The organism is Streptomyces sp. NPDC031497, from assembly GCF_055580905.1.
On sequence record NZ_JBVIKO010000002.1, the window covers coordinates 317738 to 336139 of the forward strand.

The window sequence follows — 18402 nt, forward strand, 5'->3', positions numbered from 1 at the left end:
CCTTCGCTTTCTCACGATCGAGTCAGCCGATCGTCGCGAACGCCTTCGAGAAGGCGTACTTGTCCTGGGTGATCGAGCTGCAGGTGGCGTCGGCGGTGGGCTTGGTGCCGCCCGCGCACTGCTGGTCGCGGGTGGCGGACCACATCGACAGGCCGCCGAGGCCCTTGGACTTGGCGAAGTCGACGAGCTGGGTGGCGTCGTCCACCTTGAAGACCTCGGTGGAGACGTCGTTGACGCCGATCATCGGGGTGACGGCGACCGCCTTCCAGGCGGCGGAGTCGGAGAGGCCGAGGACGCTCTTGACCTGGGCCTGGGTGGCGGTGGCGGCCTGGGTGGCGTAGGTGCCCATGTCGCCGTTGTACGAGGCGCCGTAGTCCATCGCCATGATGTTCACGGTGCTGATCTTCACGCCGTTGGCCTTGGCGTCGGCGAGCAGGTTCACCCCGTCCTGGGTGAGGCCCTCCGGCATGACCGGGAGGGTGAAGGAGACGTCCAGGTTCGGGTGGCTCGCCTGGAGCTTGGCGATGGCCTTCGCGCGGTTGGTGTTCGCCGTGGTGTTGGGCAGCGCGCCGCCCTCCACGTCGAAGTCGACCTTGGTCAGGTCGTAGGCGTCCACGGCCTTGCCGTACGCCGTCGCCAGCGCGTCCGCCGAGGAGCAGGTGGTCGCGAGTTCCGAACCGGAGGCGCCGCCGAAGGAGACCCGGACGTCACCGCCCTTGGCGCGCAGGGCGCCGATCTGGGAGGCCACGCCGTCACTGGCCAGGTCCGTCACCCCGCCCCACTTGGGCGTGCAGCCACCGCCGTCGGTGACGAAGGCGAGGTTGTAGTTCTTCACGCCGGTCGCGTCGGCGGCCGCGAGGAGGTCGAACGCCGGGTAGAGGGAAGTGTCGACGTACGGGGCGAAGCCGGCGGAGGCCGTGGTGCCGGTGCCGCTGCTCTGGGTGGGGGACGCGGTGGGGGTGGCCGTCGCGGTGGGGGTCGCCGACGCGGTGGGGGTGGAGGAGGCGGAGGCCGTCGGGGTCGCGGCTGTCGGGGTCGCGGTCGGCGTGGTGGACTGCGTCGGGCGGCCGCTGGGTTCCGGGGTCGCCGTGCCGTCCGCCGAACAGCTCGCGTTGTCGATACGGCAACCGGTCGGGTCCCCGCTGCCGTTGACCACGAAGCCGACGGTGACCGACTCGTCGGCCGCGAGGCCGTCCGTGTCCCACTTCGGCGGCTTCACGGTGACGTGCTGCCCGCTGACCGTGGACTCGGCGTTCCACAGCGAGCTGAGCTTTGCACCGGCCGGCAGGTCGAACTCCAGCGTCCAGTCCTTCTCCGTGGCACCGCTGTTGTTCGTCACGACGTACTGCGCGGTGTACCCGGTCGACCAGTCGCTGGTCTTGGTGTACGCGGCGCCGACCCCGGCCGCCTGCGCGATACCGGTGAACAGGAACGCCCCGCCCCCGACCACGGCCGCCGCGACCAGACCGCCTATCGCCTTGTTTCTGCCACTGATGCTGCGCCGGTGCGTGCTCATGCGCGTGCCTGCCTTCGCCTGCCGATTGGGGGGTGCGGCAGCACGCTAGCGACCGGGATTCGGACAAACGGCCTGATAGGGACGGGCGTTGGGGATCTTAGGGTGCGCTTAAGGAAGGGATCGGGACCGATTAAAGGTCGAGACCAATTTTCTTGGTCTCCCCGGTTCCTCTCCTGCCCGACTCCCCCGACTGCCTGCGCGAACGGCGTCTGCGCACCGACCCCCGATGCCCCTTCCGCTCCGGTGTCCCGCCGTCCAGCTGGATCCAGATCCGCACCTCGGTGCCCCCGAGCACCGACGAGCCGATCCGCACGTCCCCGCCCGTCGACTCGGCGAGCCGGCGCACGATGTCCAGGCCGAGCCCGGTCGACCCGGCCGCCCCGGAACCCCGCCCCCGGGCCATCGCCGCCTCCGGGTCCCGAATGCCCTGCCCGGCGTCGGAGACCAGCACGATGACCGCGTCGTCCCCGTTGTGCACGTCGACCGCGAAGGCGGTGCCCTCGGCGGTGTGCCGGAAGACGTTGCCGAGCAGCGCGTCCAGCGCGGCGGCCAGATCGGCGCGGGCCACGGGTATGCGTACCGGCCGGTCGACGCCGGCCACCCGCCACTTGCGGCCCTCGTCCTCCGCGAGCGCCGACCAGAACCCCATCCGCTCCCGCACCACCTCGGCCGCGTCGCATCCGGCGCCCGGCCCGGCGGCCGCCGTCTGCGGTTTGGCCTCCCGGGCGGTCCGGATGATGGTGTCGACCTCCCGCTCCAGCTGGGCGACGGCGGCCCGGGTCTGCTCGGCGGCCGGCCCGTCGCCGAGCGAGGCCGCGTTGAGCCGCAGCACGGTGAGCGGGGTGCGCAGCCGGTGCGACAGATCGGCGGCCAGCTCCCGCTCGTTCGCGAGCAGTTGGACGACCTGGTCGGCCATCGAGTTGAACGCGGCGGCCGCCAGCCGCAGTTCGGTCGGTCCTTCCTCGGGCACCCGCGAACCCAGCCTGCCCTCCCCCAGTTCGTGCGCGCCCTCCACCAGCCGCTGGGCGGGCCGCACCATCCGTACGCCCAGCCGGTCGGCGACGGCGACCGAGCCGACGACCAGCGCCAGGCCGACGGCGGCGAGCACCGCCCAGGCCGTGGAGACGCCGTTGGTCACCTCGGACTCGGGGACGTACACCTCGACGACCGCGATGGCACCGGAGCCGAGCGCCACGGGCTGCAGCAGGGTCGAGCCGCCCGCCACCCCGGTCGTGGAGGCACGCCCCAGCTTCCGCACGGTCGCGATGTCCCGGTCGGCGGCGCGCTGCCGCCCGATGTCGACGGCGGCACCGTCTCCGGACGCGGGTATGTGCACGGCCATGCCCCGGTCGGCGCCGGCCGCGGCCACCACCCGCTCCAGCTTGTCTCGGTCGGTGGTGATGGACAGGGCCGGGGCGACGGCGGCGGCCTCCCGCTCGGCGTTGGAGAACGCGCGGTCGCGGGCCAGCTCCTTGACGACCAGGCCGAGCGGAACGGCGAAGGCGACCACGACCATCGCGGTGACCGCCAGACAGACCTTGACCAGAGCCCATCTCATCCGACCGGCCTCGCTTCCCCGCCGGGCGGCTCCAGCTTCACGCCGACCCCCCGAAGCGTGTGCAGATACCGCGGCCGGGCCGCCGTCTCCCCCAACTTCCGCCGCAGCCACGACAGATGCACGTCGATGGTCTGGTCGTCCCCGTAGGACTGCTGCCACACCTCCGCCAGCAGCTCCTTGCGCGGTACGACGACTCCGGGCCGCCCGGCCAGAAACGCCAGCAGATCGAACTCACGCCGGGTGAGATCCAGCCGCACCCCGTCCAACTCGGCCTGCCGGCGCAGCGGGTCGACGGCCAGCCCGCCGACCCGCAGCACGCTCGACGGCGCCGCCTCGCCCCCGCCCGACCGCGCCCGGCGCAGCACGGCGGACATCCGCGCCGACAGATGCTCGACGGAGAACGGCTTGGTCAGGTAGTCGTCCGCACCGGCGTTGAGCAGCCGGACGATCTCCGTCTCGTCGTCCCGGGCGGTGGCGATGATCACCGGTACGTCGGTGATCCCGCGCAGCATCTTCAGGGCCTCGGAGCCGTCCAGGTCCGGCAGTCCGAGGTCCAGGACGACCACGTCGAAGCGGAAATGGGCGACCTCGCGCAGCGCCTCCAGTGCCGTACCGACGCTGCGCACGGTGTGCGAGGCGTCGGTGAGATGCCGGATCAGCGCCGAGCGTACGAACTGGTCGTCCTCGACCACGAGCACACTTGCCATGCGCCGCACCGTACGCCATGCGGCAGGCGCCGGTCGGAGCCTGTGGATAACTCGGGTCGAGTGCGCACGGCGGTACCCCTGAGGCAGTATGGCCCGCGATGCGCAGAGGACTCGTACACGTACTGGCTTGGCTGCTCGCCACGGGCGCGGCGGTCACGCTGTCGTGGTGGGGTGTCCACACGGTGATGGCCGGCACGGCCTACGACCCGCCGCGGGCGCTGCCCGTCACGGCGGCGGACGACGACCCGACGACGCAGGGCTCCAAGCCGCTGGCGCCGGCCACGTCCCGCCCACCGAGCCCCTCGCCCACCGCCTCCCGACGCCCGTCGGCGACTCCGGCCCCGACGCCCTCCCGCATCCCGACGCCCACCCCGACCCCGTCCACCGCCGCCGCGACCGCCGCGACCGGCGCGGTCAAGGCCTATGACACCGACGGCGGCCGGGCGGTCTTCGACCTGGGCGACACGAGCGCGACCCTCGTCTCGGCGACACCGGGAACGGGCTGGTCGATGCAGGTCTGGAAGACGGAGTCCTGGATCCGCATCGAGTTCAGCAGGAGCACGGACCGGGTGTCGGTGTTCTGCACCTGGCACGACGGCCCGCCGCAGGTGCAGGTCGAGACTTACTGAACGACCTGGTGGTGCTTCGTCATGCACGGCGCACGGCACCGGAGTCACCCGCGGGTTGCCCGCCCGTGACGCGATGGCGGCGACGGCGGTCTCCGGTGAGGTGCCGGAGTCGGCCGGCACGCCGGATGCGCCCCGGTCTGTCGCGAACGTCGATCAGCGGGCGGGGTCCAGTGCTATGTCATGGCTGATTTCTCGGCCGGCCCGCTCCACGAGCAGGAATTCGGCATGCGGGGCGTGCTGTGCGGCGGAGGCGATCAGTGTGTATCCGCCCGGGGGCAGTCCGGTGATCTGGTAGAGGCCGCTCTCCACTCTGGCCTGCGTCCAGCGGTTGCCCCGGTCGGCCACCACGGTGATCCATGCCTCGCAGCCGTCGGGGTGCAGCGGGCAGCGCAGCGCGCCGCTGACGGTCGCCGTGGCGGTGTTTCGGGAAGGGCCCGGCGTGGCGGTGACCGGCTGGACGACTGGCGCACCGGTTCTCCCGGCGGGACGGGACGGGCCCACGGCCCGTCCGGGTCCAGGGCGGCCGTGCCCGTGTGCGGCCGTCGCGACGTCCGGGATCGCCAGCCCGCGCATCAGGGCCAGCTCGGTGAGCACGCCCTCGATGTCCTCAAGCTCGGAGCGCAGGCTACCGGTGACCGACGGCTGCCGTTCGGGACGCACCGGTTCCGGCGCGGCGAGGGCGGAAGGGGCGGGCGGGCCGGGCTCCTGGCCGTCCAGGTCGTCCGCCACAGCCCGGGCTGCCGATGCCGCCCGGTGGGTGATGCCGGCCAGTTCCGTCAGGTCGTTTCCGCGGTGTGCCAGTACCGAACTGTCGTGCACGATGGTGCGACCGAGTTCGTGGGACAGATCCACCAGTCGCAGCGTCTCCGGGCATCGATGGTTGGCGGTGCCGAGGAGTGTCCTGACCAGCGGGCGGATCGTCGCGGTCGCGGCGTGGAAGCCGGCGTCGAGGACGCGGGTGTCGGTCCGCGCGCCGCTCCCGGCGGTCGGCCCGTCGGGCGCGAGGAGGCCGTCGAGTATCCGCGCCAGCGCACGCAGATAGCCGGCCAGACCGACCTGGGCCGCGTGTGTCGTGCGCAGCGGCAGCACGACCAGCCCGACGACGATCGCGCACGCCGCTCCCAGGGCGGTCTCCTCGACACGCGTGGCCAGCAGCGAGGAAGTCAGTTCGCCGGCCTGCGCGTAGAACTGCGCGACCCCCAGGGTGGCCGCGCCGACGACGAGGGCGTAGTTGATCCTGCCGAAGTACGACATCAGGAACGCCGCCAGGACGACCACGGCCATCGATGCCACCGGCTGTGTCCCGGTCAGCCGGGCAAGGCCGTCACCGGCCACCACGCCTGCCAACGTGCCGAGGACGCGGAACACGGACTTGCGCAACTGTTCGCGGTCACTGGAGGAACCGAGGAACGTGACGTACACCGAGACGACAGCCCACAGCAGGTGCGACGGGCTGAGCATGTCGCCGAAGAAGACCGCCAGACCGAGCGCGACGGCCAGTTGCAGCGAGACCCGCGTGCTCACGGTCAGTGAGATCCGGTCCACCCGTGCGGTGCCCTGTTTGGACGATGCCGTCGCGTTCACGATCCCCGAACCCGGCAGCCAACCGCCGATCAGGTGCACCGCGGGACGGGGTTCCTGTTGCGCAGAAGGGTCCGCGTCGGTGCTGCCGATGGCGGACACCAGCGCGCAGGCCGCCTCGTGGTAACGCTCGGCGATCTCTCCGGCACCCCCGGCCGCGCCGGCACCGAGGTCCTCGCGGCTCCCGGAGCGCGGCACGGGGTCGGCCGGCCGGTAGCGCTCGAAACGGTGCGCGGCCGTTTCGAGAGCGGCGAGATCCAGCTCACGCGCGGCCGTGACGACCGCTCGGGCCTCAGCCCGTGCCTCGCGGCTCAGCTGACGGTGCGCATGTCGTTGCGCGAGCCGTGCCAGGGTGACCACGGCGCGCTCGTGTTCGAACAGTGAGCGACGTCGGTCCCCGGCAACCGTGTCGTTGCCGTCGGCCGGGGCGGTGACCAACTGGGTGTCGAGCACCAGCGCGGTCTCATTGAGACGCACGACCAGTCGCCGCAGCCGTCGCGCGAGCCGGTGATCGGCGGGGGTGTGCACGGGCGTGTCCATCAACGCACCGGTCACAGCGAGAACCCGACGGGCACGGGCGCGGTAGGAGCGCTGCATTCGCGCCGTCGCATGCGCGTAGCCCGGTACCAACGCCAGACCGACGACGAAGGTCGCCGCGCCGGCCACACCGATGACGGCCCCGGGCCACGCGAGCTGGTCGACGCCGATCTGGCCGCCGGCGAGGAAACCGATCAGATAGCCGACGTGGATCGGGAACCCGGTCGCGAACGCACGTGCCCCGTAGCGTCGGAACCAGGCGCCGACGGCCGGAACGGCGACCAGCAGGACCAGTCCCACGAGCCGATGGGGGTGTACGGCTATCGCCAGGGACAGGCCCGCCCACATGCCGAGGCAGGCGATCAGCGTCGTCAGCGCACGCGCGCGCACGGTCCGCTCGCCCACGACGAACGACGCCGTCAGCGCAACCGACGCGCCGAGTATCGACACAAGCAGCGGGGCCGAATGATTGATGACCCCAGCCCCTGGGGCCGATGCGGCCACTTCGAACATGTGGAAGCGGGCATCGAGCAGCGCGGAGGCCCCGATCGCCGCCAGAACAGCGATCGCCCCGTTTGTCGCCGTCCGGACGCGCTCGCCGCCCGGGTCGGACCCGAGATAACGATCGACGGCGTCGATCATCGCCATGGCCGACCTACCGAAGTCAGCGGATGCACGTGGTTCTCCTCATGATGGTCAGTCGTGGCCCGGAGCGGCTCGCCGCCGATCACATGGCGGCCGTTTACCGCACACTACATACATGAAGCCTTCAAGCAAAGTACTTGAAGGCCTCATGTATCTGAATGGACGGACGTCACAGTCGGGAGGGCGGGACGCGCGGAGTTCGGCGGTCCCGGGGTCGCTGTTCAGCAGGGGTCACGGAATGAGCAGCAGCTTGCCGACGGTCTCCTGGGATTCGAGATCACGGTGCGCCTGGGCGGCATCCTCCAAGGGATACGTCCGGTCGATCAGGACATCGAGCGTGCCGTCGCCGATCCACCGCATCACCTGGGAGGCACGCTGCCGCCATTGACCGGTCGACTCGTGGGGGGCGTCACCCCGGACGTGGACCAGGTGAACGCCGTCGGGCTGCTCCCACAGATCCAGCGGCGGAATGGCTCCCCCCGCGCGCCCGTAGTGGACGAAGACACCCTTGTGGCGCAGCGACGAGACGCTGACGTCGAACAGGCTCCTGCCCGTGCCGTCGAACGCGAAGTCCACGCCCTCACCGTTGGTGAGCTCCCGGATGGCAGCACCCAGGTCCGCGGTCTCGTCACGGACCAGCACCTTCCAGGCGCCCGCCTCCGCGGCCGAGCGGGCCTTGTGGGCGCGGGAGACCGTGGCGATCACACGCGCGCCGCGGGCGGTGATCAACTGCGTCAGCATGCGGCCGACACCGCTGGCGGCGGAGTGCACCAGCGCCACCGTGCCGCCGGGAACGGGAACGGCGTCGTGGCACAGGTGCTGTGCCGTCAGCCCCTGCATCAGCCCGCCCGCGGCGGCCTCGAAGGTCACGTCGTCGGGAATCGGGACGAGGCGCTCGTGCGGAACCGCCACCATGTCGGCGTAGCTGCCGAGCACGAACTGCCAGGCGACCCGGTCGCCGATCCTGGCCGTGGAGTCCGCGCCGACGGCGACGACCACGCCGGCGCCGTCGGCGCCCGGAGACACCGGCGGTACGACACCTTCCACCAGGCCGCGACGCAGGTAGCTGTCCATGAGATTGACGCCGGCGGCCCTGACCTCGACGAGCACCTCGCTCGGGGACAGCTCGGGGACGGGCCGCTCCTCGACGCGAAGAACGTCGGGTGATCCGAAAGCGGGAACGGAAATGACGCGCAAGGCAGGTCCTCCTCGTTCAGATGGCGGCGCGACGCACCGCGAGGCTCTGTGAGGCTGTAGGCTACATACATGAAGACCTCATGCAAAATGGTCCGAGTACGCATGATGTCTTCATGTAATCCTGCTTGAGTGGAACCATTCTTCTGCGCCTTCCGGCACCCGGTTACCATGGTTCTTCGACCAGCAAGGGGACGTGAGGACAGCCAACCCATGGGAACCAGGCAGGCACAGGACACCAGCGCCCAGCTGGCGGCCGTCCAGCAGCTGATGCGGCTGCTCGTCGCGACCTACGCGCACGAGATGGACTCCCACGCCGGCGAACTCGGCCTCACCCGGACCCAGGCCATCCTTCTCGGAACCGCCGCCCAGCCCGGTTCCATCCGTGAACTGGCCCAGCGCATGGGCTGCGACCCGTCCAACCTCACGGGGGTGGTGCAGCGACTGCGCGAACGCGACCTCATCGCCGTCGAACCCGACCCCGACGACCTTCGCGCCAAGCGCATCTCACTCACCACCGCGGGCGCCGATACCGTCAGCCGGCTCAACGAGGGCACGGCCCGGCTTCTCACCGCGATCGGCACGGCCACTCCCACCCAGCTGGCCACCTTCGAAAAGCTGCTCCGACGCGTGCTCGACCAATAGCCGGGCGAGTGGGGCACGGTGAGGCCCGCCGCACCGTGCGGTCCTGGCCTGCCGGCTCCTGGGAGGTCATCCCCTTCCCCGCGCGGTGTCGACCACGCGGCTACCGCGGCGGGTACGCACCCGCCCCCCCACCGGCCGTCAGCCTCAGCGGAAGACCGAGGGCGGCGGAGCGGGCGAAGCCACCGCCGCGTCGTCGGTCACGGCAACCGCCCCGCCGGCGAAGTCCCTCACCCCCCGCCCGTGTTCGACCCGCCCAGGGTGCGGATCAGAAGCACTACGCCGAGTCAGCTCGCCGACGGGCAACGGCACATCGGCCGCCACCAGCACCGCGTTGCCGAACCGCTTCCCCCGCCACAACGCCGCGTCCGCCACCACCGCGATCTCCGCGAACCGCGCCCCCGCCGTGGCGATCTGCCCCCTGAGGTGCGCGAGCGGCGGCCCGTCCGCGAGGTTCGCCGCGTAGGCACCGCCCGGCCGCAGGACTCTCCGGACCTCGTCCAGGAACTCCGTGGACGTCAGGTGCGCCGGCGTGCGCGCCCCGCTGAACACATCCGCTATGACCAGGTCCGCCCACCCCTCCGACACCTTGGCCAGCCCTTCCCGGGCGTCCAGGGACCGCACCCGTATCCGCGCGTTCGGATCCAGCGGCAGCTCCCGCCGGACCAGTTGGACGAGGGCCGCGTCCCGTTCGACGATCTGCTGCGTGGACCGGGGCCGGGTCGCCGCGACGTACCGCGCCAGCGTGAACGCCCCGCCCCCGAGGTGCAGCACCTGTACCGGTCTGCCCGGCGGTGCGACCAGGTCGATCACATGGCCGAGGCGGCGCTGGTACTCGAAGGAGAGGTACGCGGGATCGTCGAGGTCGACGTGTGACTGCGGGGCGCCGTCGATGAGCAGGGTCCAGGCACGGCCGCGCTCGGGGTCGGGTATGAGCTGGGCGAGGCCGCAGTCGACGGTCTCGACAACGGCCTCGGCGGCGGCAGCCGACCGGCGCCGTGAATTCCTGGACTTGCCCATTCCGCCATTTTCGCAGGCAGCGGCCGTACCGGAAATTCAGCAGCAGCTGTCCGCGGCCTTGATCAGCCTCGCCGCCTCCCCGAGCGCCCGGCGCAGCACCGCCGGGTCCGTCGCGAGGTCGGCCTCACCGGGCGGCAGCAGCCAGTCGGAGCCCTCGACCGGCGGCTCGGGGTTGAGCCGCAGTCCGCGCCCGTCGGTGCCGGTGCAGGTGCTGCCGGGGACGTCCCAGCCCGCCGCCGTACCGGCCGGCACCACGAAGCCGAGGGTGTCGCCCCCGTCGTCGTGAAGCACAGGCCCCACCCCCTCCCCGGTCCCCCGGCGCAGGATGTCGACCGCCTCCAGGCCCTGCCGGGCCGGCACCGTCACGAGGTCGCATCCCGCATCGTCTGCCGCCGAAGTCGTCGACGGCGTACAAGGATCGTTGCTCTGGCTGGTCTCCATCCCGGCCTCCACCGCGCAGCCCTCTTGCAGTCCATGACGTCCAACGCGCCACCGCGTCAACGGCTACGGCGGAAGTCAGCCGCAAAGGATGGCAGTTCATGGCAGATCGTGCATGAGATATCCGGTTTGTAGCCAAACACAGCGTCACGAGTCCGACACAGCAGGTACGTTCTTGCCCGCCGGAACCAAGGGTCCACTCGGACAACTCACCACGAGTCCGGCATGGTTCGACGGTTCGCACGAGAGGACCCGGCCATGGCGTCGTCAACCACGACCCCGTCGCAGCCCGATCGGCCGGTACGGCCGAACCTCGCCTTCCGGCAACTGCGCGGCCGGCACTCGCCGGCCGAGTTCGCCGCGCTGGTTCGGCGTGCCGCCCGCGAGATCGGCGAGCGGGTGAGCTGTGACGCGCGCTACATCGGCCGGGTCGAGGCGGGTGAGATCCGCTGCCCGAACTACGCGTACGAACGGGTGTTCCTGCATATGTTCCCCGGTCGCACGCTCGCCGACCTCGGCTTCGCGCCCCGCTCCTCCGTCCGCGGACGCGGGGCACGGCCGCCCGAGGACACGCCCCTCGCACTCGTGAGAGGTGAGACGCAAAGCGCCGTCGAGCCGTATGACCCGCCGGACGAGTTTCAACCGCCGGACACGTATCACCCGCAGGACACGTACGAGACGCACGACAACTACGAGGAGAGCGACGTGCTGCGTCGCCTATTCATGACCGGCGGGGGCGCCACAGTGGCCGCCGCCACGCTGGGCCCGCTGGGGTCCACCATCGACGCCGTGGCGGTGGACCGGCCGGTCCACCGTGCCGGGTCCTCGCACGCGGCCGCCCTGGAGGAGGCCGTACGCCGGATCCGTCTGCTCGACGACCGGCACGGCGCGGACGGACTGTACCGGCGCGCGGCGGCTCCGCTGCGCGCGGCGTACGCGCTGCTGGACGCCGGCGCGACCCGGCAGACGACCGCCGACCGTCTGCACTCGGGCGCCGGTGAACTGGCCATCTCGGTGGGCTGGCTGGCCCACGACTCCGGCCGCTTCGACGACGCCCGCTCGCACTACGCGGAGGCGCTGGCGACGGCGCGGATGACCGGTGACCCGGGGCTGGAGGCGCACGCCTTCTGCAACACGGCGTTCCTCGCGCGGGACGCGGGGCGGCCGAGGGAAGCGGTGCGCGCGGCGCAGGCCGCGCAGCGGGTCGGCCGGCCGCTGGGCTCGGCCCGCCTGATGTCCCTGCTCGCGCTGCGCGAGGCGGGCGGCTGGGCGGGGCTCGCCGACCGCACCGGCTGCGAGCAGGCCCTGGTCCGGGCGCAGGCCCTCTTCGAGCGAGGCCACTCGGACGCCGACCCCGAGTGGATGAGCTTCTACGGAGAGGCCGAGCTGGAGGGCCTTGAGGCGCAGTGCTGGTCCACGCTGGGCGACTGGCGGCGGGCCTCACGGCATGCGCGCAGGGCCGCCGAGCTGCAGGATCCGCACTTCACGAGGAACATCGCGCTGTACACGGCAGAGCTCGCGGACGACCTCGCCCGTGGAGGGCGTCCCGACGAGGCGGCGATGGCGGGGCTGAGGGTGCTGGACCTGCTGGGCCAGGTCCAGTCGTCCCGGATCCAGGGGATGCTGGCGGGCACGGCGCGGGTGCTGTTGCCGCATCGGCGGGCGAGCGGGGTCCAGGAGTTCCTGGACCGGCACGCGTCGACACCGAGGGTTGTGTAGCGCCGGGATTCGAGTGCGGGTGCGTGGGGGCTGGTCGCGCAGTTCCCCGCGCCCCTGACGGGGCGCTTCGCCCGCCGTCTCCCCCCAGCTGCGGGCAGTCGTGCCGCTGGGGCGATGGGAGTCCCCGCTCGCGCGGAGTCGAGAGTGGGGGAGGTGGGCGCTGGGGGTACCCCCTCTGGGGGAGGCACCCTGCAAGCGCCGGTAAGCGACCCCGCCCCCGCGCACCGTCAGCCGGCCAGGTGTCCCAAGTCGTTCCAGCTCTCGATCGCGGGCTCCCCGTAAGCCCACCCCAGCACCGACAGCGACGTGGGGTTCAAGCGGATCCGCGCCGCGAAGTCCAGCGGCAGGCCCAGCCACCGCGCCCCGATCGACCGCAGGATGTGCCCGTGGGCGAACACCAGCACGTCCCGGTCGGCCGAGCGGGCCCAGGCGACGGTCTCGTCCGCCCGCGCGGTCACCTCCGCCAGGGACTCGCCCCCGGGCACCCCGTCCCGCCAGATCAGCCAGCCCGGCCGGGCCGCCTGGATCTCGGCCGGGGTCAGGCCCTCGTACGCCCCGTAGTCCCACTCCATCAGCGTGTCCCACCGCTCGGCCCGCTCGCCGAACCCGGCGAGTTCGCACGTCTCACGCGCGCGTGCCAGCGGGCTGGTGCGTATCTCGGCGTCCGCGAGACCGTCGTACGGCGGCCGGTGCAGCCGCTCGCCCAGCAGCTTGGCGCCCCGCCGGCCCTCCTCCAGGAGCGGTACGTCGGTCCTGCCGGTGTGCTTGCCGGACAGCGACCACTCCGTCTGTCCGTGCCGGGCCAGCAGGATGCGCGGTGCCATGACGGGTGAACCTTTCGGGAGAAATTCGGAAGCGGGACACCTCCATCATCACCCACCCTGGGAACGCGCCGGGAACGGGCAACCCGGCGGGCGGTCTCCGCGTCTTTGAGGGCTGAGCGCCCTGCATGGGCGGGATTGCGCGCAACGTAAAGTGTCACGGTCGGCCAGCCGGGTGCCGCGCAGACAGGGACGAGAAGGGGGAGGCAGTCGGATGCCGCAGACCGAGAAAACGGGCACCGAGGTGGCTGCGCCGACCCGACTGCGCTGGTGGACCGAGTTGCCGCTGATCCTGCTGGTGTACAGCTGCTACACGGCCGGCCGCCTGCTCGCGCGCGGCGACACCTCGACCGCCGTCGACCACGGCCTGGCGATCCTGCGCATCGAGAAGGCCCTGCACCTCAACGCCGAGCACCCGCTCAACCGCCTGTTCACGCGGGAGGCGTGGCTCGGCATACCCGCGGACTTCTGGTACGCCTCGCTGCACTACCTGGTCACCCCGCTGATCCTGGTGTTCCTGTTCCGCAAGCGCGCCGAGATCTACCGGCGGGCCCGCACCTGGCTGATGACGTCCACGTTCATAGGCCTGATCGGCTTCACCCTGCTGCCCACCTGCCCGCCCCGGCTGCTCGACGCGAAGTACGGCTTCGTCGACACGATGGCGCAGTACAGCTCGTACGGCTGGTGGGGCGGCGACGCCAGCGCCCCGCGCGGCCTCGGCGGCATGACCAACCAGTACGCGGCGATGCCGAGCTTGCACTGCGGCTGGGCGCTGTGGTGCGGGGTCATGCTGTGGCGCCACGGCGGCAACCGCCTGACCAGGGTCCTCGGCGTGGCCTACCCGCTGCTGACCGCGATCGTGGTCATGGGTACCGCCAACCACTACTTCCTGGACGCGGTCGCGGGCGTGTTCGTGATGGGCGTCGGCTACCTGCTCACGCCGTATGTGACGCGGGCGGCGGCCTTCGTCCGGGTCCGGGTGACCCGGGGCACCTCACTGGTCGCAGCACGCTCCGGCGGCACGGTTTCCCCGATTGTCAGTGGCGGATGCCAGACTTCGCCGGGTGAGCGCATTCCATCGCAGCGCGAGTCCCGGCTCGCCTCCGGAGCCGAACCGGACGCCTCCCCCACCGACGCGGGGGACGGCGCTCCGGCACCGGCTCGCTGAGCTGCGCGGCCCCGACGTCCCCGCCAAGGCCCTCGACGCGCGCGCCCTCGCGGCACTCGCCGCGAACCCGGGGTGCCGAAGGCGGGCGATCCTGGACGGCGCCGGGGTGGACAAGACCGCGCTGGCGAGCGCCCTCGGCGCACCGTCGGCCTTCGGCCAGTCGCAGTTCGCGCTGACCCGGGGCAACGCCTTCGAGGCGAAGGTGAAGGCGGACGGCGGTGCGGAGTTGCTGCGGCTGGTGCGCAAGCACCTCGATCCGGGCGCCGAGCCGGCCGAGCGGGCCGCCGTGCCCGACCTGTCCGCGATCGGCCCCGAGGGGCGGACGGCCCGTACGGCACTGGCACTGCGCGAGGCGGGCGAGGCGGGCGGCTGGGTGCTCCTCGACCATCCGATGCTGGCCCTCCAGGTGGCCGGTTCCCCGGCGTTCCTGGAGCCGGACGCGGTGGTCGTGCACCCCGACGGCAGCTGGACGGTCGTGGAGATCAAGTCCTTCCCGATGCTGGACGGTTCGGCGGACCCGGCGAAAGTCGGGGCGGCGGCCCGGCAGGCGGCGGTGTACGTGCTGGCCCTCGAAGAGGTCGCCGCCCGGCTCGACCCCGCCCCGCGGGTGCGGCACGACGTGCTGCTGGTCTGCCCCAAGGACTTCTCCAACCTGCCCACCGCCGCCGCCGTCGACGTCCGCAAGCAGCGCGCGGTCACCGCCCGCCAGCTGGCTCGGCTCACCCGCATCCAGGACATCGCCGACACCCTCCCGGAGGGCACCTGCTTCGCCCCCGGCCTGCCCGCCGAGCAGCTGACGGCGGCCGTCGAAGCGGTCCCGGCGGCCTACGCGCCCGAGTGCCTGTCCGCCTGCGAACTGGCCTTCCACTGCCGGCAGCGCTCCCGCGCGGCCGACGAGGTCACCACACTCGGCCGCGCGGTCCGGGCCGAGCTGGGCGGGCTGACCACCGTCGAGGACGTCCTGTCGGCGGCGCGCGGCGACAGCGGCGACCCGGACGATCCGGCGGTGGCGGCCCTGCGCCGTGCGGCGGCCCTGCGCGCCGAAGCGCTGAGCGCCCAGGGGGCCGTGTGTCCCTGATCACCACCCTCGCCCGTCTCGAAGCCGTGAGCACGGGCACCGCGCAGCCCGCCGCGACCGTCCGCCACCGGCACCTGTCCGGGCACCCCCTCGTCTTCGTGCCGCTCACCACCTCGGGTGAGGCGGGTGCGCCCCTCGGCGCCCTGGTCGGCACCGACCGGGACGCCCCGCGCCTGCTGGTCGTACCGCAGCCCCGCGACCGTGACCTGCGGTTCGCGTTCCTCGCCGAACTCGCCGACGTCGTCCTGCCGTACCTGGACTCCTACGCCGGCTCGGTCGAGGCCGCCGAGCGCACCGAGACCGACCCGGAGACCGGCAAGCGGGTCAAGGTCGAGGTGGAACTGTGCGCGGACGCACCCCAGTTGATCGTCCCGGGCCGCGCGGGCGTCGAGTACGTACGGCTGCTGGGGCGGTCGATGCGTTTCCGGCGCACGGCGGAGCAGGACCCGGAGGCGCCCTACCCGGCTCCGCCCCGGGTGCCGTTGCTCGGCCGCTGGCTCACCCACTTCGGCGAGCGCGCCCGCGTCCCCGGCTCCTCCCTCCTGCTCGCCATGACGGACCTGCTCTCCCGGCACTGGGCGACCGGGCAGTCCGGCGTCGAGGACCAGCACCTGGGCGCACTGCTCGCCTGGATCAGCCCGCCGGACGGCAGCACGGGCGCGGCGGCGGCGCGCGTGGCCGAGCTGGCCCGGGACGGGGAGGGGCAGTTGCTGTGCCCGCCGGCCGGGCCGGCCACCGACCCGGCGTTCGACAACAAGCTGCTGGCCCCCGCCTTCGAGCGGTACGACCGCGCCCGTACCGCCCTGGCCGGTGCCGAGGACGGCCTCCAGGCCGACGCCCGGCTCGCGATCCTCACCGCCGCCGAGCGGGAGATCCGCGACCTCGTCGCCAGCCGGACCCGGCCCACCTGGGACGCGGTCTGGCACGGGCTCGACCTGCTGCACCGGCTGCCGGAGGGCGCCAGGGTCGAGGAACGGTGGACCCGCGACCGCTGGTCGTTCACCGGCCACCGGGACCGGGTGCTGGCCGGCGAGCCGCCGCAGCCGCGCCGCGACGACGCGGTCACCGCCGCCAACAAGCTGGCCGGCCGCGAGCGCGAACAGGCCCGGCTGGAGGCCCAGGAGGCGCTGGACGACCCGCTGGTGATGGCGGGGCGGCGGCTGACCGGGGAGGCGTTCGCGGGTGAGGTCCTCGATGTCGTCATGGCCTACAGCGAGGGCAAGCGGCCCAGCCCGCGCCCGCTGGTGACCCTGCGCACGGAGGACCGGCCGCATCTCGGGGAGCGCGCGAAGGCGTACCGCTCGCTGGGCGGCAAACCGCAGTCCATGGAGTTCGTCGGGTACGAGGCCGAGGGGGTCCTGGTGCTCCGGGTCCTGGACAAGATGGGCCGGGGCAAGGAGCCGGAGGTGGGGTCGGTCCCGGAGAAGGGCGACCGGCTCACCTTCACCCTGTTCGAACACGAGCAGCGTGGCGGGGCGAAGCTGCCCGACCCGGAGGCGACCCCGTGGACCCACGGCGGGCCGCCGGGCGAGGCCGCGTCGGAGGCGGCCGACACGGTGACCGAGGAGGACGTGCTGTGACGGCCGACGTCGATTTCGACCCGGGTGCGGCCGCCACCCGCGCCACCGACGCGATCCTCCACGACACCCTGCACGGCACCGACCGGGGTGTGGTCGTGGACTCCCCGCCGGGTGCCGGCAAGTCCACGCTGGTGGTCCGGGCGGCCCTCGAACTCGCCGCCGCGGGCCGCCCCCTGATGGTGGTCGCGCAGACGAACGCGCAGGTCGACGACCTGGTCCTCCGGCTCGCCGAGCAGAACCCGGAGCTGCCCGTGGGCCGGCTGCACAGCAGTGACGCCGACCCGTACGACAAGGCGCTGGACGACCTGCCGAACGTCCGCAAGTCGGCGAAGGCGGCCGACCTGCGGGAGGCGCCGGTAGTGCTGTCCACCGCCGCGAAGTGGGCGCACGTCACGGTGGACGAGCCCTGGCGGCACGCGATCGTCGACGAGGCCTACCAGATGCGCTCGGACTCGCTGCTGGCCGTCGCCGGGCTGTTCGAACGGGCCCTGTTCGTGGGCGACCCCGGCCAGCTGGACCCGTTCGCGACGGTGGGCAGCGAGCAGTGGGCGGGCCTGTCGTACGACCCCTCGGCGTCGGCCGTCTCCACCCTCCTCGCCCACAACCCGGGCCTCCCGCAGCACCGCCTGCCGGTCTCCTGGCGCCTCCCCGCCTCCGCCGCCCCGCTCGTCTCCGGCGCGTTCTACCCGTACACCCCGTTCCGCAGCGGCACCGGCCACGGCGACCGGCGGCTGGCCTTCGCCGTCGCCTCCGACGGCTCCGGACCCGACCGGGTGATCGACGAGGCGGCTCAGTCCGGCTGGGGCCTGCTGGAACTGCCCGCCCGGCACACCCCGCGCACCGACCCGGAGGCGGTCCGGGCGGTGGCGACGGTGGTACGACGACTCCTCGACCGGGGCGGAGCGGCCGTCTCCGAGCGCTCGCCCGATCCGTCCCCGCTCACCGCCGACCGGATCGCCGTCGGCACGGCCCACCGGGACCAGGCGGCAGCGGTCCGCGCGGCCCTGGCGGAGCTGGGCGTGACGGACGTCACCGTCGACACCGCGAATCGCCTCCAGGGCCGCGAGTACGACGTGACGGTCGTCCTCCACCCGCTCTCCGGCCGCCCCGACGCCACCGCCTTCCACCTGGAGACGGGCCGCCTGTGCGTCCTGGCCTCCCGGCACCGCCAGGCCTGCATCGTGATCTGCCGCGCCGGCGTGACCGACCTCCTGGACGACTACCCGTCGACAGAACCGGTCCAACTGGGAACCCTCGTCAAGTTCCCGGACGGCTGGGAGGCCAACCACGCGGTCCTGGCCCACCTGGCCGAACACCGGGTCACCTGGCGCCCCTGACGAACGCCCCGCTCACCGCCCCCTCCGCCGGACGGAGTCCGGCACGCCGCCGCAGGCGGCCGACAAACACAGCCCCGACGGCCGGGAGGCCAACCACGCCGTACTGGCCCACCTGGCCGAACACCGGGTCAACCGGCGCCCCTGACGAACGCGTCGGTGAGCGCAGCGTCACCCGGCGGCCTTGGGGTGGGCTTGCGCGGGCGCGAGAGAATGGACGGTGGCCATCGAACCG

The 18402-nt window shown here is 72.7% G+C and carries 15 protein-coding genes; 7 read left to right on the forward strand and 8 right to left on the reverse strand.

The features are described 5' to 3' along the window. Positions 1–22: 22 nt before the first annotated feature. The 3 genes from ACZ5K7_RS04725 to ACZ5K7_RS04735 all read right to left on the reverse strand — a co-directional run bounded on the left by ACZ5K7_RS04725 (position 23) and on the right by ACZ5K7_RS04735 (position 3781). On the reverse strand, positions 23–1516 hold the full coding sequence (locus ACZ5K7_RS04725) for a glycoside hydrolase family 18 protein (protein ID WP_468910387.1): 1494 nt from the start codon (positions 1514–1516) through the stop codon (positions 23–25). A gap of 130 nt (positions 1517–1646) precedes the next feature. Then, positions 1647–3074: a sensor histidine kinase gene (locus ACZ5K7_RS04730; RefSeq protein WP_351700862.1), complete on the reverse strand. Its 1428-nt coding sequence runs from the start codon at positions 3072–3074 to the stop codon at positions 1647–1649. Beyond that, positions 3071–3781 carry a response regulator transcription factor gene (locus ACZ5K7_RS04735; protein WP_351700865.1) on the reverse strand — a complete coding sequence of 237 codons (711 nt, stop codon included), beginning with the start codon at positions 3779–3781 and terminating at the stop codon, positions 3071–3073. Before ACZ5K7_RS04735 ends, ACZ5K7_RS04730 begins: the two co-directional genes overlap by 4 nt. Positions 3782–3879: 98 nt before the next feature. On the opposite strand from ACZ5K7_RS04735, the gene ACZ5K7_RS04740 reads away from it, so the two are divergent. Continuing rightward, positions 3880–4410: a hypothetical protein gene (locus ACZ5K7_RS04740; RefSeq protein WP_468910391.1), complete on the forward strand. Its 531-nt coding sequence runs from the start codon at positions 3880–3882 to the stop codon at positions 4408–4410. A 153-nt stretch (positions 4411–4563) separates the two neighbouring features. Here the strand turns inward: ACZ5K7_RS04740 and ACZ5K7_RS04745 are convergent, their stop codons facing one another. Both ACZ5K7_RS04745 and ACZ5K7_RS04750 read right to left on the reverse strand, forming a co-directional pair. Beyond that, positions 4564–7176 (reverse strand): FUSC family protein, encoded by a 2613-nt coding sequence (locus ACZ5K7_RS04745; RefSeq protein ID WP_468910393.1) that lies wholly within the window; start codon positions 7174–7176, stop codon positions 4564–4566. 228 nt (positions 7177–7404) lie between these two features. Beyond that, complete coding sequence (locus ACZ5K7_RS04750; RefSeq protein ID WP_351700874.1) at positions 7405–8370, reverse strand: zinc-binding dehydrogenase; 966 nt, start codon at positions 8368–8370, stop codon at positions 7405–7407. A gap of 210 nt (positions 8371–8580) precedes the next feature. On the opposite strand from ACZ5K7_RS04750, the gene ACZ5K7_RS04755 reads away from it, so the two are divergent. Beyond that, entirely contained in the window at positions 8581–9012 is a 432-nt protein-coding gene (locus ACZ5K7_RS04755) for a MarR family winged helix-turn-helix transcriptional regulator (RefSeq protein ID WP_351700877.1), read from the forward strand. A gap of 144 nt (positions 9013–9156) precedes the next feature. On the opposite strand, the gene ACZ5K7_RS04760 is transcribed toward ACZ5K7_RS04755, so the two are convergent. Both ACZ5K7_RS04760 and ACZ5K7_RS04765 read right to left on the reverse strand, forming a co-directional pair. Next, the gene (locus ACZ5K7_RS04760; protein ID WP_468910398.1) at positions 9157–10029 is read right to left on the reverse strand and encodes a spermidine synthase; all 873 of its coding nucleotides are present in this window, start codon (positions 10027–10029) and stop codon (positions 9157–9159) included. A 36-nt stretch (positions 10030–10065) separates the two neighbouring features. Then, the gene (locus tag ACZ5K7_RS04765) at positions 10066–10470 is read right to left on the reverse strand and encodes a hypothetical protein (RefSeq protein WP_351700883.1); all 405 of its coding nucleotides are present in this window, start codon (positions 10468–10470) and stop codon (positions 10066–10068) included. 255 nt (positions 10471–10725) lie between these two features. On the opposite strand from ACZ5K7_RS04765, the gene ACZ5K7_RS04770 reads away from it, so the two are divergent. Further along, on the forward strand, positions 10726–12186 hold the full coding sequence (locus ACZ5K7_RS04770; RefSeq protein WP_351700886.1) for a hypothetical protein: 1461 nt from the start codon (positions 10726–10728) through the stop codon (positions 12184–12186). Between the two features lie 227 nt (positions 12187–12413). Here the strand turns inward: ACZ5K7_RS04770 and ACZ5K7_RS04775 are convergent, their stop codons facing one another. Further along, complete coding sequence (locus tag ACZ5K7_RS04775; protein ID WP_351700889.1) at positions 12414–13010, reverse strand: histidine phosphatase family protein; 597 nt, start codon at positions 13008–13010, stop codon at positions 12414–12416. A gap of 211 nt (positions 13011–13221) precedes the next feature. On the opposite strand from ACZ5K7_RS04775, the gene ACZ5K7_RS04780 reads away from it, so the two are divergent. From ACZ5K7_RS04780 to ACZ5K7_RS04795, 4 genes are read left to right on the forward strand one after another with little or no spacing between them, the layout of a single operon-like run. Continuing rightward, the gene (locus ACZ5K7_RS04780) at positions 13222–14175 is read left to right on the forward strand and encodes a phosphatase PAP2 family protein (RefSeq protein WP_351700891.1); all 954 of its coding nucleotides are present in this window, start codon (positions 13222–13224) and stop codon (positions 14173–14175) included. Further along, on the forward strand, positions 14072–15253 hold the full coding sequence (locus tag ACZ5K7_RS04785) for a hypothetical protein (protein ID WP_468910403.1): 1182 nt from the start codon (positions 14072–14074) through the stop codon (positions 15251–15253). The genes ACZ5K7_RS04780 and ACZ5K7_RS04785 overlap by 104 nt, the downstream gene beginning before the upstream one ends. Further along, complete coding sequence (locus ACZ5K7_RS04790) at positions 15244–16833, forward strand: hypothetical protein (RefSeq protein ID WP_468910426.1); 1590 nt, start codon at positions 15244–15246, stop codon at positions 16831–16833. Before ACZ5K7_RS04785 ends, ACZ5K7_RS04790 begins: the two co-directional genes overlap by 10 nt. Then, on the forward strand, positions 16830–18170 hold the full coding sequence (locus ACZ5K7_RS04795; protein WP_351700899.1) for an AAA domain-containing protein: 1341 nt from the start codon (positions 16830–16832) through the stop codon (positions 18168–18170). The genes ACZ5K7_RS04790 and ACZ5K7_RS04795 overlap by 4 nt, the downstream gene beginning before the upstream one ends. Positions 18171–18402: the final 232 nt, after the last annotated feature.

Coding starts and splice junctions, on each gene's coding strand:
- ACZ5K7_RS04725 (WP_468910387.1), bottom strand. CDS start 1,516: ATGAGCACGCACCGGCGCAGCATCAGTGGCAGAAACAAGGCGATAGGC.
- ACZ5K7_RS04730 (WP_351700862.1), bottom strand. CDS start 3,074: ATGAGATGGGCTCTGGTCAAGGTCTGTCTGGCGGTCACCGCGATGGTC.
- ACZ5K7_RS04735 (WP_351700865.1), bottom strand. CDS start 3,781: ATGGCAAGTGTGCTCGTGGTCGAGGACGACCAGTTCGTACGCTCGGCG.
- ACZ5K7_RS04740 (WP_468910391.1), top strand. CDS start 3,880: ATGCGCAGAGGACTCGTACACGTACTGGCTTGGCTGCTCGCCACGGGC.
- ACZ5K7_RS04745 (WP_468910393.1), bottom strand. CDS start 7,176: ATGGCGATGATCGACGCCGTCGATCGTTATCTCGGGTCCGACCCGGGC.
- ACZ5K7_RS04755 (WP_351700877.1), top strand. CDS start 8,581: ATGGGAACCAGGCAGGCACAGGACACCAGCGCCCAGCTGGCGGCCGTC.
- ACZ5K7_RS04760 (WP_468910398.1), bottom strand. CDS start 10,029: ATGGGCAAGTCCAGGAATTCACGGCGCCGGTCGGCTGCCGCCGCCGAG.
- ACZ5K7_RS04765 (WP_351700883.1), bottom strand. CDS start 10,470: ATGGAGACCAGCCAGAGCAACGATCCTTGTACGCCGTCGACGACTTCG.
- ACZ5K7_RS04770 (WP_351700886.1), top strand. CDS start 10,726: ATGGCGTCGTCAACCACGACCCCGTCGCAGCCCGATCGGCCGGTACGG.
- ACZ5K7_RS04775 (WP_351700889.1), bottom strand. CDS start 13,010: ATGGCACCGCGCATCCTGCTGGCCCGGCACGGACAGACGGAGTGGTCG.
- ACZ5K7_RS04780 (WP_351700891.1), top strand. CDS start 13,222: ATGCCGCAGACCGAGAAAACGGGCACCGAGGTGGCTGCGCCGACCCGA.